Consider the following 12,600-nt stretch of genomic DNA (forward strand, 5'->3'; position numbering starts at 1 on the left):
GTAGCGCTGTCCCCAAATGCGAGTCGCCATCACAGGAGCAGAGGATTGCCTAGCCGGTTCCAACAGAAGCATTACCTCGTGCTGCGCGACAGCCGAGACGCGCCCGCCATTCGGGATGGCCGCTCCTTGTAGGCTCTAAAGCGGCCTATGACCTGGGCGGCAGCGTACGCCCAAGCAATCGCCGCGTCGGCGCGGCAGGGCGAGCCGCCGCCTTGTCGCTTCGGCCTAGTAATCGAATTATTACGTCTCACGCACCCAAAGCAGACATCCACAACCGCCGTTTTGAGTCAGATCCAGACCTCTGGCGCAGCTTTAGGCGTACTGAGAGCCGGCTTTCGTGGCGCCGGAGCCTGGTTGTCAGTTCCTGGACACGCGGACTTGGGTGTTGTCGATGGTGAAGACGAACCCATCGGGAAGTTCGGCGACCGTGACGTTTCCATAGTGGATCTGCCGGTGGTGACCGGCGCAGACGCTGATGACGTTCCGGGGCCCCAGTGAACCCGGGAGCAGCGCCGAGACGGGCATGACGTGGTGCGCCTCTACATAGGGTTCGCCGGAACGTTTGAAGAAGCCGAGGCTTGGAAGGCCCAGGGCCTGGCATAGCTGGCAGTGAAAGCCGCGGGCGCGCTTGACGGCGGCGCCGACGGCTCCTCTTTCAATGTGCATGGCCAGTCTGGCTTTCACGCGCGGGGAGGCGTCCTGATACTTCACGCGCAGCTGTTCCAGCGCCTCAGGCGGGCAGGGGGCGGCCAGAACTGCTTGATCCTCAGGATCCAGCGCGATGTCCGCCGCAGGATCGTCCTCGAGGGCAAGACCGGAGGCCAGCAGGACCTCGTCAATGATAGATTGATGGGTCGAGGGGTTCTGGACCCTCGCCACATAGAGCTGTCCATTCCGGACGCCCATGAGCAGCTCGTCATCCACCTCCAGCCACTGGCTGATGAGTTTGCCGCCGAGTCGGCGCTCGCGCTGGGGATGTCCACTGGCCCTGTAATAGGATGCGTCCACCTGGCTTCGTGCCGGGTCTCCCAGCACGCGTATCGCAGACTGTGGAGCAGGGCCGCCGTCAGCCGGCGTCCGCCCGGCGGCTTCAAGCACTTCCGTCTGCTCCTGCGACGGGACGTAGGCGCGTTTGATCTTGTCGTTGTCCGACACAGCCTTGATTGCGTAGCGGTCAAATACATCGCCCCATCGGGTCGTCACTCAGGCTTCTCCGCTGTCCGGGATTTCCGGAAGGCGCCTCAGTCGCTTTCCGGGGGCGCCAGTCAGCGACGCCCGGGCGAATACTGCTTTGATTCCGGCCTTTTCAATCCGGCGTTCTCGCGCGCTGCGCCAGGCGTCTCCTTGGAAAGCCGCTGGGGCGTGTGCAATCCACAGGTAAGCGGAACGTATAGGGAACATTTGGCTTGCGATCCCGGCCGGGGGCGTCGTAGAGGGCGCGACGGGTCGGTGCGGATCCATGGAGCTGCACCATGCAGGGAAATCTGGGAACTATGTCGCCCGGCGCGGCGCGGAAGACGCGCGCCTGCGATCGGCTTGACCAGCTGGCGTTGATCTGTCGGCAGGGAGAGGCCGCGCAGGCCGATCCGGTGCTGCGGAATATGCAGGCGCGAATGCTGGCGGAACTGGCGAGCCTGTCCCCGGAGGCGGGGATCAGGGCAAGGGCGCTTGCCGCTGGCAGGCTCGGGAACGACCGCGACTGAGACATGGGCTTCCGCAGGTATGAGAACAGGCCCCTGGCCTGGCATCTTGCGACGCCGGTTTCTGTATCGGAGATGCGGCGGAGAGGGTGGGTGGTGATGGCGCGCTGCCAGGCCTGTCAGCTCGACCTGCGCATCGACATGGATCTGATGGCGCGGCTCAATGGACCGGACCTGGTCCTGTTTGGCAGGACCTGCCGATGCCGGCGCATGGGATGCGCGGGCCGGATGTTCTTTATGGGCACGCCGCCGGGCCAGCAGGTCGGGCTGTTCTGGCGTCTGCGGAAGCCGGATGGCTCACGGCCAGCCCTGTGAGGCGGGCAGGGCGGTGACTCCACAACCGGGGTTGTCCATGACAGGCTTGGTGCATGTGCAACCTCTATTCGCTGACGAAGGGGCAGGCGGCGATCCGCGAGGCGGCCAGGGCCATGCGTGACCTCACGGGCAATCTGGCGCCCATGCCCGGCATCTATCCTGATCATGCGGCGCCGATCGTCCGTAGCGGCGCTGACGGCGTCCGGGAGCTTGCGCTGGCGCGCTGGGGAATGCCGTCGCCATCCCGGACCATTTTCGAGGCGGCGGGGAAGCGCGCCAACAGGCTGCGGGCGCGGGGCCAGGAGGTCGATTTCGCCAGCTTGCTGCAGATGGAGCCCGACAGGGGCGTGACCAACATCCGCAACACCTCCAGCCGCCACTGGGAGCCGCATCTGGGGCCGGCCAGCCGCTGTCTGGTTCCCTTCACCAGTTTCAGCGAATTCAGCCGCGATGCGGGCGGCAACATCTGGTTCGCCCTGGGCGGCGAAAGGCCTCTGGCCTTCCTTGCCGGTCTCTGGATGCCCGGCTGGACCGGGGTGCGCAGGGCCGCCACAGGCCCGGAGACGATCGATGTGTTCGGCTTCCTGACCTGTGAGCCCAATCGGGAGGTCGCCGCTGTTCACCCGAAGGCCATGCCGGTCATCGTGACGGATCCGGAAGAGATGGATGTATGGATGACGGCCCCCTGGCGACAGGCTGCCCGGTTGCAGCGGCCCCTGGCTGACGGAATGCTGCGCATCGTGGGGCGGGGAGGGAAGGAGGATGACGCCTGAGCAGGAACGACAGCTTGCGCTGAAGCTGTCCCGCGAGGCCCTTTATCTGCATGAGCGTTCACGCACGGCTTCATCGCTGGGCGCCTCCGTCTGGCTGAGGTTCCGGGCGCTGTTCTGCGAGGAGGTCGCCGCGCGTCTGCGTCGTCGCGCCGGCTGACTGATCAATCTGACGGTCTCCCCCGGGGATGTGCCGGAGCCGCTGACCTTGTGCGATTTCATCAGCCGGCCGGGCGTCCCTGCCTTTCAGGGTGCATGGAAGACGGGCAACGGCTGTGAACGCTTTCACGAAAGGCTCCCGGGCCTGGCCCGTCGCCCTCCACGGCGATTCGTCCGCCATGACCGGCGCTTCTGCATCTTCCCGGGCACCCTGGAGGCGCCTTCTGTTTCTCCGGCCGGCCTTGCGTTGAGGGAGGCGGGGGTTTCTGCGCCTCTATTCGCGTACGATGTACGCTGGAATGACCATGCCGGCTTCGTCCCTTCCTCACCCGGGCCAGCCTCGCGCGGCTTCGAGGGGCTGATCTGACCGGAGGCCTGGCGGCTTCCGCAACCGGTCGTTTGACTTTCTTCCCCGGCCTTCCGGCCTTCCTCGCGAGGCAAGAAAGCCTCTCTCCCCGTCCTCCGCTGCGCTGCGGGAGCTCGTCCTGCTCGCCCTGCGGGCCGCCCGGTCTCCGGTCCGTCGATCGCCATCGCGGCCGCGGCAGGCGTGGCCCGACAGCAAAGGAGAGACTTCAATGGCCACCATCGGTTCCTTCATCCTGCAATCGGACGGCAGCTACAGCGGTTCGATCAAGACGCTCACCCTCAATGTCCGGGCGGCTGTCCTGCGGCCCAACGAGAAGAGTGACGACAGGGCTCCCGACTATCGCATCCTCGCCGGCCAGACGGAGTTCGGCGCGGCCTGGAAAAGGACGAGCCAGCAGAACCGCGACTACCTCTCGGTCAAGCTGGACGATCCCAGCTTCCCGGCGCCCATCTACGCCTCCCTGGTCGAGGCCGAGGACGGGCACAGCCTGATCTGGTCCCGCTGACGGGACCGCGGCGGCGCCCCGGGGCGCCGCCGCTCATCCCATGTCCGGTTTGGCGCCGAAGCGATTCCGCATAGTGTCGGTACCGGATCGCGATTCCGCCGGGGGCTCCATGAAACGAAACTATACACGGGACGAGTTGTGGGAGCGGGCGAGCCTGAGGGCGGCCATGCATATCCGCGGGCTCTGGGAGGAGAAGGGCAACTCGGACACGCGGCTCCTGGATGCGCTCATCCTGCCGGATGTCTTCACCCTCGTCGGGCGCTCGAGGGCCTGGAGCCCTCCCGGGCGCAGGGAGCATGTCATTCCGCGGGTGGTCGTGGTCAACGAATGTCATCGCATGCTGGAGCGTGGCGAGGCGGACGACGTGATCGCCGCCTTTATCCGGAAGCATGTGCGGATCGTGCTGATCTCCACGGAAGAGTGCGAGCGGCTCGATAGCCGTGATCAGCTCGGGCTGCGGCAGACCATGCCCGCCGGCTGGTCCTTTGGCGATGACGTGTTCGCACGCCTGATGACCGCCGGCATTGAGTGGGATCCCATTGTCCCGGAAGCTTCCCGTGACGCCTTGGTCCTGCAAGCCGGATGAACGCGCAGGGATGACCGGTCGCGGCGGCGAAGTCGAGGGCCGCGGATCGTCGGTCCTGCAGGCCTGCGCGGCCGGGCGAGGCTGAAGCGTCATAGCGGGCGCCGCACCGGAACCTTACGGGGGGAGACGGGCAGGGGGCCAGGGCAGGATAGGCTTTGCGCCGGCATTGTCTGACAGGGCCATCCTCCATGGACCGCTTCACCATTCGTCTCTCCCCCGACCTGGCCCGCCGTTTTGACGCGGCGGCGAGCGCCCGGGGCGGGCGATCGAGCTTTCTGAGGCGGCTGATCGAGAGCGCGGCGGCGGAGGCGTCGCCCTGTCAGAAGGCGCCGGCTGCGGCGGGGACGACGGAGCGCCCGACGGGCAAATTGTGCCTGCGCCTCGCCGTCGAGGACCTCGCGGCCCTGGAAGCGGAGGCGGCGAGGAGCGGCCTGTCGCGCACCCGGTGGGTGGTCGCGCTCGTCCGCAGGCGGCTTCACGGAAGCCCCCAGCTTTCCCCGCCCGAGGCCGCGGCCTTCATCGAGGTCCAGCGCGACCTGCGTCGCATCGGCGTGAACCTGAACCAGATCGCGCGGACGCTTCATTCGGCCGGTCGGGAGGCAGGCGTGGCTGACCGGGAACTGGCCCGGGTGGTCGCCTTCGCCGCGGATATCAGGGTGGCCCTGCGAGAGCTGAGGCGGGCGTTCGAGGGCAACCTCGACTACTGGTCTGCCGGATCATGACCGACTTCCTGCCGCCTTCGGGTTTCGAGGAGGCGCTCCGGCCGCCGGTGCGACCGTCCCGGGCGCGGATCACCCCGCCTGTGCTCGGCCGGACCGGAGGCCGGCGCCAGGCGGGTGCGCGGGCGACGCTGGCGCGGGTGGTCCGGCGCGCGCCCGAGGCCATGGTCAAGATCACTGGAAAGACGCGGGACGCCGGACACCTCGCGCGCCACCTTGACTACATTTCCAGAAACGGCCGGCTGGCCCTGGAAGGGCCCGACGGCGAACGCCTGGCCGGCCGCGCCGAGGTCCGGGAGCTTGCCGGGGACTGGGGCGCGGAGCTGTCGGCCGAGCCGGTGCGACGGCGGGGCGCCGTGTCCATGTCGATCGTGCTGAGCATGCCTGAGGGCACCGAGGCCTTCCGGGTGGAGGACGCGTCGCGGGCGTTCGCCCGCAGGGTGTTCGGCGATCGCTTCGACTGGGTCATGGCCCTGCACGAGGAGGACCGGCATCCGCATGTCCATCTGACCGTCAGGATGTCGGGACGCGGCGGCGTCCGGCTGAATCCGAGAAAGGCGGACCTCCAGGAATGGAGGGAGGCATTCGCGGAAGCCTTGCGCGAGAGAGGCGTGGAGGCGGAGGCGACGCCCCGGCGGGCGCGGGGCGTCGTGCGCAAGTCCGAGCGAACTCCGGTTCGCAAGGCGAGAGAGCGTTTCGAGGCGGGCGGGGGGCCCATGCCTGTCGTGCTCGCGGCTGCCCTGCGCGAGGCTGTGCGGGAAGAAGACGGTGTGGCCGTGTGGGAACGCAGGGCGCTCGAGCGTCAGCGGCTCGTCCGCAGGGCCTATGTCGCCGAGGCCCTGGCCTTGGCCCGGTCCCATGACCCGGCAGAACGGGAGCTCGGCCGGGCGGTCGAGGATTTCGTGCGCAGCCTGCCGAGGCCCGAGACCCGGCGGATGCGGTTGCACAGGGAGATGGCAGAGCTTCGGGATCGCCGTGGGGAAGCGACCCGGTCGCCCGATCGGGAGCTGCGGGGACGCTCCAGATAGGGCCGCCATCTGATCTGGGCGGAGACCGCCGCGTCCGTTCGGCCGATCGGAAGCAGATAGGGTCGTTCCGGGGTCCGTCAGGGCGCGGCCCTGAAATGCGGCCTCAGCGTTCGCGGTCCTGTCTGCGCGAACGGGTCTCCGCGATGTCGCGGTCGAAACGCCGTCCGGCGTCAAGATGGCGGATCACGCGGGCGACGGCGCGCCGCATCAGGCGGGCCTGGATCGCGGGGTCCTCGACGAGGTTGCGCACGACGATGGCGATCTGGTTCATGCGGGTCGGGGCGTGGGCCTCCGCGCGGATCCGGTCGGCCTCCGTCTTTTTTCGGGAGGAGGCCCGTGGCGGGATCTGGCGTTCCGCGGCCTGGCGGTCGATTTCCCGCGGGCTATAACCCCGGACCCTGAGGTCCAGGGTCCGGGCCTGGACCCAGACCTCGCGCCGGAAAGCCGTATCCCCGCTGACCACGATCTCCCGCCAGCCTCGATGGGCGGCGATCCGCAGCATGTCCCGGATCGCGTCGGGATAGGCTTCGCTTGCCGTGAGACGACCGCCGTGGTCGCGGAAAAGCGCCTCCCGGCTCCGGTTGTCGCGATGGAAGCGCTCCGCCCGTCCTTTCCGGTCGTGCTCGACGAGGTATCTGGCCTCCAGCCCCTCGGGAAGGTCGCCCTTGCGACGGGAGACCGGCGCCCTGGCCGGCGCCCGGCCTGGCGTGGGGCGGATCCCGTTTCCTGACATCGGGTCGGCCGGGGCGGTGTTTCCGTCACTTGCCATCAGTCCCTCCCTTCCGGACGGGCGGGGCAGGCGGCGTGGTCAATGGCGGCGTCGACCCAGCCCGCGAACAGGGCTTCGCCCGCGCCCCGGGGCGGCGGAACGGGAGCGCCTTCCTTCTCCAGCGAACGGACGATGCCCTCCAGGCTCCATTCGTCGACTGCCGGGGTCGGTGCCGGCGGGGCCGCTACGGGCGGCGGCGCGACCGGTCCGGGAATGGAGGGAACGTCCGGGGGCGGGAGAAGGCGTCGCTTCAGGACAGGGTGGCTGAAGAAGCGCAGCTTGCGGCCGAGGATCGGGGGCATGCCCGCCTTCATGACGATCAGGGCGTCGGCGTTCATCTGCATGAGCTCCTGGGGCAGCATGAGGGGGCGTTTCTGGTCGGACAGGGTGATCGAGCGTCGTCCGGAGGCCGGCAGGGCGGGGCGGCTGCGGGACAGGGCGGCGTAGGTATAGGCGCCGAGCCTTTCGCTGAGATCGCGGGCCGTCTTCAGCTCCTTGGGAGCGAAGGCGACCTCCACGGCGCAGTTCGACATGATCTCCTCGGCGACGTCCGGACCGTAGATGGCCCGGAGCTGGGCAGGGCTCTGCAGGACCGGGAGGAGACGCAGGCCGTAGCCGGCCACATAGGCGAAGGCGCGGGCGAGCACGCCGGCGTGGCCGAGGCGGGCGAATTCGTCGAGCAGGATGAGCACGTCGAGGGGCTCGGCGCTCCGGTCGGGCAGGCGGCGCGTGTTGAGGTCCACCATCTGCTGGAAGAAGAGGCTGTAGAGCGGGGCGCAGCGCGCCACATTGTCCGGCGAGACGCCGAGATAGATGGAGGACGGCTGCCTTCTCAGCGTCCGCAGGTCGAAGTCGGAGGCGGCCGTGGCCGCGTCCACGCGAGGATTGAGCCAGAGGCCCATGCGGGCGGTTATGGTCTGTTTGATCGAGGCGAAGGTGTTCTCCCCCGCCGTGGCGAAATCGAGGAGGGCGGCGGCGCACCAGGCGGACAGCGGGCGCCCGGCGGCGGCGCGGGCCTCGACCAGGGCCGGAAGGCGGCGTCGGGGATCGCCGCCGGTGAGCTGGCGGAATATCTCGCCGAGGGTGAAGGGCAGTTCCGGGGTTTCCGCCACATAGGCGCCCACGCCGATGAAACCCGTCCGCGCGGCCTCGTTCCAGAAGGGATCGGCATGTTCCGGCGCCGGGAACAGCATGACGGCGATCTTCTGCAATTCGTCGAGCGTCTCGACGGGATTGCGCCGGTCGATGTGGCCGAGGGGATTGTAGCGCGCTGTCCGCCCTCGGGGATCGAGCGGATCAAAACGCCAGACCGTCTGGCCGGAGCGGGCGCGGTAGCCGGCCGTCGCCGTCCAGTTCTCCTGCTTGACGTCTAGGACCACCACCGAGCCCGGCCAGGTCAGGAGGTTTGGAATGACCACGCCCACGCCCTTGCCCGTGCGTGTAGGGGCGTGAAGGAGCACATGTTCGGGGCCGTCGAAGACAAGCGGCCGGCCCCTGGCCTGCCCGATCACTATGCCTGAAGCGGCGCGGAGGCGGGCCCTGGCGATCTCGGCGCCGTTCGCCCAGCGCGCGGCGCCGTGCAGGGGGCGGCGGCGGTTCAGGGCGACGGCCGCGGCCATGACGGCCAGCAGGAGGGCGCTTGCGCCGGCGCCCGCGCCGAGCCAGCGGACCAGCTCCGGATCGTGACGGGATCTCCAGATCCAGGCGGGAATACGGAGCCAGTCGAGATCCGGCGCCAGATGTCCGGTTCCCGCAAGGGCGATGACCAGAGCCAGGGCGGCGCCGACGCCGGCGAGCGCTAGGCCGGTGACGGTCCAGGCCGCGGCCCTAGCGGCCGGCGAGGCGTTTGCGAGCGGGGTCATGCCAGACCTCCGTCATCCGGAAGCGGCCGCCGACCTTCTTCATCTGCACCACCACATCCACCATCAGATGCAGCAGGCTCCGGATGTCCTCGCGCGGCAGGTCACGGCCGCCCTCGGATTCACGCACCAGCAGGGTGAGCTGTTCGAAAGCCATGGTCGCCGAGTCCGCATGGACGGTGGTGATGGAGCCGGGATGGCCGGAGTTGACCGCGCGCAGGAAGAAGAAGGCCGTGCCGTCGCGCAGTTCCTGCAGCAGTATGCGGTCCGGCCTCATGCGCAGGGCGCTTTCCAGCAGGTCCCTGGGACCCGTCCGGGCCAGGCCCTGACCGTCCCTCGCATAGAGCAGGTGGACGGCGTTGCGGTGGGGGACGACGAGCTCGCGGGTGTCCTCGATCGTGATCAGCCGCTCATGCATCGGGATGAGCTCCACCAGCCCCCTGGCGAAGGTGGTCTTGCCCGAGCCCGTGGCCCCGGAGATGAGGATGTTCCGGCGGCTTTCGACCGCGAGCCGGAAGAAGGCGGGCCAGTCTCCGGCTTCACGCAAGGCCGTCAGTTGCGCGTCCACCTCATTGATTTCATTGCTGTGAACGGCAAGCGTTTCGGCGAAGAGACCGGCGGGCTCAAAATCCTCGAGCCCCATCCGGCGACGGGAGGGCTTGCGGATCGTCAGGGAGATATTCCCGTCAGGAACCGCAGGAGGGAGTACGATCTGGCATCGTTCGTCGCCGGGCAGGAGGGTGGCGCAGACCGGGTGTCCTGCGTCCACGTCCTGACGGGTGTAGGCCGCAGCCGCGACCGCCAGGGTGTGCAGCCAGGGCCCGGTCAGTTCCGGGATCTCGCTCCAGCGCCACTCGCCGCCTGCCTCAACCCCGACCTCGCCCGGACGGTTGACCACCACCTCCGTGACCGCGTCCGGCGCAAGCAGGGGCCGGAGCGGCGCCAGGTAGTGGTCGAGGACGGCGGTGTCCGTCATCAGCGGCGCCTGAGGCGATACACGTCCGCGAAATTCAGGTCGCGGGCGACGAAGACGGAGACCTCGGACCCCTGGGCCTTGCGAAGGGTCGGGGGGATGCCGATGGAGTTCTGCAGGGCGACGGTCGCGGCGTCGGAGGGGACCCGCGCCGTGGAACGGAGTTCCTGTCCGCTGCCGGCCGCCGCATGGACGCCGTCGTCGACAATCGACAGCAGCAGCGCGCCGCCGAAGCGTTCGAGGAAATGGGTGTCGATCGCGCCGTCGAAACCCGACCGGCCCAGGGCGTCGGCGGCGGGGGAGGCGAGCGCCACCGCCACGCCTTCGGGCGTGACAGCCCGCGTCCAGAGGACGAAGAGGCGTCGGCGGCCGGTTTCGAGGGCGCTGCGGTGCTCGCCCATGATCCGCGTTCCGCGCGGCATGAGCACCACGGCGCCATTGTCCGACCAGACGTCACGACCGACGAGGCAGGACACGTAGCCCGGCGTGGAACTGTCCATCGCCGTCTGCAGGACGCAGGGAATGCTGGTTCCGGCGGTGATCAGCAGGTTGCGATCGGGAAGCCGGCCCGCCCGGGCCTCCTCTATGGGGCCCGGGCGGAGGAGCTGGTCGAGCCGGGTTTCCGCCGGCGGATCGGACAGGGCGACCGGCAGGGAGCGGTGGTCGGGAGCGGAGCCCGGGGAGCCCCTTCCGGACCTGCTGTAGGCGAGCAGGGGAGCGCGCCGGGCGCTTTCGGCCAGGGCGCGCCCCGCCCCGGAAGACCGGGGCGGGGCGTCATCCGCCATCCTCGACCCGTCGATCGCCGGCACGACGGCCATGTCTGCGCCCGGGGGCGGGGTGGAAGGAGCGCCGTCCTGCCGCGGCGGGGGTTCCGCACGACGGGCCGGCTCGAACGGGGCGCCCTCGCGGGGAGGCGCATCCGGGGGCGGGTTCTTCCGCGTCGGGGCGTCGTCCCGTTCCCAGGTGGCGAACAGGAAGGCGCCGCAGCCGACAGCCAGGGCGGCGAGGGTGACCATCCGCCCCTGGCGTCCCCCTAACCGGCCGGCGATGGGGGAGACGCCCCGGTCATGGTCCTTCGCAGGGATGTCGCGGCGGTCGCCGTCCTCCGGCGCGGGGAGAGGGTCCTGTCCGGTCATGGCTGCCTCCCTGCCAGGACACGCTCCACCACGGGCGAGGCGGTCCCTGCGGTCGTTGCGACGCCGCGGAGGTCCGGGGCGTCGTTGTAGATGCACAGCACCGAGGAGCCTTGCCGAAGGCGCAGGCCCCGCAGGACGCCGTGCACGACCACGAACTCGCCGCGGACGTCATAGGGTATGAGCCGTTCCGACCCGTCGGCGCCGACCTCGAAGACAGCCGGAATGGATTGAGCGCCGGGGAAGCGCAGGAGGGTGAAGCGGCCGTTGTCGCTCACTTCGCCCGGCTGGAGGCGGACATCGCCCTGGACGGAATAGGCGAGATTGCGAGGCCCCTCGAGGGCGCCCTGCTGCAGCTCGAGGCCGATGAGACGGTCCTCCGCCCGGCCGGCCGCCCGTTCGAGTTCGGCGGCGGCCCGCGCCCGGTCGTCGTGGGGATAAAGGAAGCGGATCTGATAGGTGGCTGGAGCCCGCCCGCCCGGATCGCGGGCGAGCAGTTCGAAAGCATAGTGGCGGACCTCGGCTCCGCGCTCTGTGACGACGAGAAGATTGGTGGGCTGGTGACGCTCGCGGGGCTTGAGGAAGAGGACCGATCCCTCGGCGGCCACCTCCCAGGCCACGCTGTCGCCTATGGCGGCGTGGCGGATGCTTTCCTCCGGGGAGAAGAGAATCTGGGTGGCGGTGCGGAAGGCGCCGGCCACGCGATAGACCTCGCCCGGCGCATAGACGATCTCGCGCATGCGCGGGTCGGTCGTCTCCCGGGCGGGGGCCGCGGCGAGGGCCGGAAGTCCGGACGCCATGGCGAGCAGACCGGCGGAGACGGCGAGAGCTTTCATCGGATGACCTCCGGATCAGCGCGGTAGGAGAGGACCTGGAAGCCCAGGGGATTGCGCAGCCGGTCCGCCTCGGTCATCGGCGCGCGGGTCCAGGTAAAGGCTATGGTGGCGATCCAGTCGCTCTCGACGGCCTGACGGGCGTGGCGGACCGTGCGACGGAAGCGGACATGGGCCACCTCCTCATTGATGAAGCTGATCGCGCGGATGGCGATCGTCGCCTCGCCGTCCGGCCCGTAGAGGTTCTGGGGGCTCCGGGGATTGGAGCCGCGATAGAAGTCAGCCCAGCGCGTCTGTTCGGCCGGCGCCGACAGGATGGACACGGTCCGGAAGGCGTCCTCGGCCGCCGGGTCGAGATAACCCTCCCGGGCGCGCACATAACGGGCGAGGAAATATTTGCTGACGGCCTCCTCATAGCGGACCGGCCCCCTGTCCGCGGACAGGCCCCGGACCACGTCCACGACCCCGGTGGACTGGTCCACCCGGATCACAAAGGGCTCGCTGGTCTTGAGGGGCGTCAGGGCGACCACGGCAAGGCATGACGCTGTCGCCAGAAGGGCGGCGACGCCGGCCGCCGTCCAGGCGAGCCGTCGCGATCCCAGGGCGGACGCCAGCCGGTCCTGATCCCAGCGCCGTGCCTCCGCGAAGTAGCGCTTCAGATCCCCGGACGGTACGCCGGTCATGCGCAGCCTCCCGTCGCCGTGTTGTCCGCAGGCGCGGAAGGCGTGATCCGGGACGGCATGGTCGTGGCGGGCGACAGGATCGAGCCATGGGGATTGGCGGGCCGGCGGGCGCGGCCGTCGCAGACCGGCATGTCAGGAACGGAGACGGAGGCGCAGCCCCCGAGGACGCAGGCGGCGATGATCACCAGGCGAAGGGACATG

Annotated in this window: 16 protein-coding genes; 8 read left to right on the forward strand and 8 right to left on the reverse strand. The window is 69.4% G+C overall.

From position 1 onward, the window contains the following. Positions 1–357 precede the first annotated feature (357 nt). Positions 358–1,203 carry a hypothetical protein gene (locus tag D8I30_RS10830; RefSeq protein WP_121482753.1) on the reverse strand — a complete coding sequence of 282 codons (846 nt, stop codon included), beginning with the start codon at positions 1,201–1,203 and terminating at the stop codon, positions 358–360. Positions 1,204–1,472: 269 nt separating this feature from the next. On the opposite strand from D8I30_RS10830, the gene D8I30_RS10835 reads away from it, so the two are divergent. The 8 genes from D8I30_RS10835 to D8I30_RS10865 all read left to right on the forward strand — a co-directional run bounded on the left by D8I30_RS10835 (position 1,473) and on the right by D8I30_RS10865 (position 6,149). Beyond that, complete coding sequence (locus D8I30_RS10835; protein WP_162938871.1) at positions 1,473–1,703, forward strand: hypothetical protein; 231 nt, start codon at positions 1,473–1,475, stop codon at positions 1,701–1,703. A 96-nt stretch (positions 1,704–1,799) separates the two neighbouring features. Next, positions 1,800–2,015 carry a hypothetical protein gene (locus D8I30_RS10840; RefSeq protein ID WP_162938872.1) on the forward strand — a complete coding sequence of 72 codons (216 nt, stop codon included), beginning with the start codon at positions 1,800–1,802 and terminating at the stop codon, positions 2,013–2,015. Between the two features lie 53 nt (positions 2,016–2,068). After that, on the forward strand, positions 2,069–2,788 hold the full coding sequence (locus D8I30_RS10845) for an SOS response-associated peptidase (RefSeq protein ID WP_121482756.1): 720 nt from the start codon (positions 2,069–2,071) through the stop codon (positions 2,786–2,788). Further along, complete coding sequence (locus D8I30_RS14460) at positions 2,778–2,945, forward strand: hypothetical protein (RefSeq protein WP_162938873.1); 168 nt, start codon at positions 2,778–2,780, stop codon at positions 2,943–2,945. The genes D8I30_RS10845 and D8I30_RS14460 overlap by 11 nt, the downstream gene beginning before the upstream one ends. Before the next feature lie 574 nt (positions 2,946–3,519). Then, positions 3,520–3,816, forward strand: coding sequence for a DUF736 domain-containing protein (locus D8I30_RS10850; RefSeq protein WP_121482757.1), 297 nt, complete (start codon positions 3,520–3,522; stop codon positions 3,814–3,816). Between the two features lie 109 nt (positions 3,817–3,925). Further along, positions 3,926–4,402 carry a hypothetical protein gene (locus D8I30_RS10855; RefSeq protein ID WP_162938874.1) on the forward strand — a complete coding sequence of 159 codons (477 nt, stop codon included), beginning with the start codon at positions 3,926–3,928 and terminating at the stop codon, positions 4,400–4,402. 188 nt (positions 4,403–4,590) lie between these two features. Next, positions 4,591–5,124, forward strand: a complete 534-nt coding sequence (gene mobC, locus D8I30_RS10860; RefSeq protein WP_121482759.1) for a plasmid mobilization relaxosome protein MobC — start codon at positions 4,591–4,593, stop codon at positions 5,122–5,124. Continuing rightward, a complete protein-coding gene (locus D8I30_RS10865; protein WP_205570700.1) occupies positions 5,121–6,149 on the forward strand; it encodes a relaxase/mobilization nuclease domain-containing protein in 1,029 nt (342 codons plus the stop codon). Before mobC ends, D8I30_RS10865 begins: the two co-directional genes overlap by 4 nt. A 103-nt stretch (positions 6,150–6,252) precedes the next feature. Here the strand turns inward: D8I30_RS10865 and D8I30_RS10870 are convergent, their stop codons facing one another. The 7 genes from D8I30_RS10870 to D8I30_RS10900 are packed head-to-tail and all read right to left on the reverse strand — an operon-like array spanning position 6,253 to position 12,599. Continuing rightward, positions 6,253–6,918 (reverse strand): LPD7 domain-containing protein, encoded by a 666-nt coding sequence (locus D8I30_RS10870; RefSeq protein ID WP_162938875.1) that lies wholly within the window; start codon positions 6,916–6,918, stop codon positions 6,253–6,255. Further along, positions 6,918–8,780 (reverse strand): type IV secretory system conjugative DNA transfer family protein, encoded by a 1,863-nt coding sequence (locus tag D8I30_RS10875; protein ID WP_121482761.1) that lies wholly within the window; start codon positions 8,778–8,780, stop codon positions 6,918–6,920. Before D8I30_RS10875 ends, D8I30_RS10870 begins: the two co-directional genes overlap by 1 nt. Continuing rightward, the gene (gene virB11 / locus D8I30_RS10880) at positions 8,746–9,753 is read right to left on the reverse strand and encodes a P-type DNA transfer ATPase VirB11 (RefSeq protein ID WP_121482762.1); all 1,008 of its coding nucleotides are present in this window, start codon (positions 9,751–9,753) and stop codon (positions 8,746–8,748) included. Before virB11 ends, D8I30_RS10875 begins: the two co-directional genes overlap by 35 nt. Beyond that, entirely contained in the window at positions 9,753–10,886 is a 1,134-nt protein-coding gene (virB10, locus tag D8I30_RS10885) for a type IV secretion system protein VirB10 (protein ID WP_205570701.1), read from the reverse strand. Before virB10 ends, virB11 begins: the two co-directional genes overlap by 1 nt. Continuing rightward, positions 10,883–11,719, reverse strand: coding sequence for a TrbG/VirB9 family P-type conjugative transfer protein (locus tag D8I30_RS10890; RefSeq protein WP_121482764.1), 837 nt, complete (start codon positions 11,717–11,719; stop codon positions 10,883–10,885). Before D8I30_RS10890 ends, virB10 begins: the two co-directional genes overlap by 4 nt. Beyond that, complete coding sequence (locus tag D8I30_RS10895) at positions 11,716–12,399, reverse strand: virB8 family protein (protein ID WP_121482765.1); 684 nt, start codon at positions 12,397–12,399, stop codon at positions 11,716–11,718. Before D8I30_RS10895 ends, D8I30_RS10890 begins: the two co-directional genes overlap by 4 nt. Continuing rightward, positions 12,396–12,599: a hypothetical protein gene (locus D8I30_RS10900; protein WP_121482766.1), complete on the reverse strand. Its 204-nt coding sequence runs from the start codon at positions 12,597–12,599 to the stop codon at positions 12,396–12,398. The genes D8I30_RS10895 and D8I30_RS10900 overlap by 4 nt, the downstream gene beginning before the upstream one ends. Position 12,600: the final 1 nt, after the last annotated feature.

This window comes from Brevundimonas naejangsanensis (assembly GCF_003627995.1).
GTDB lineage: Bacteria > Pseudomonadota > Alphaproteobacteria > Caulobacterales > Caulobacteraceae > Brevundimonas > Brevundimonas naejangsanensis_B.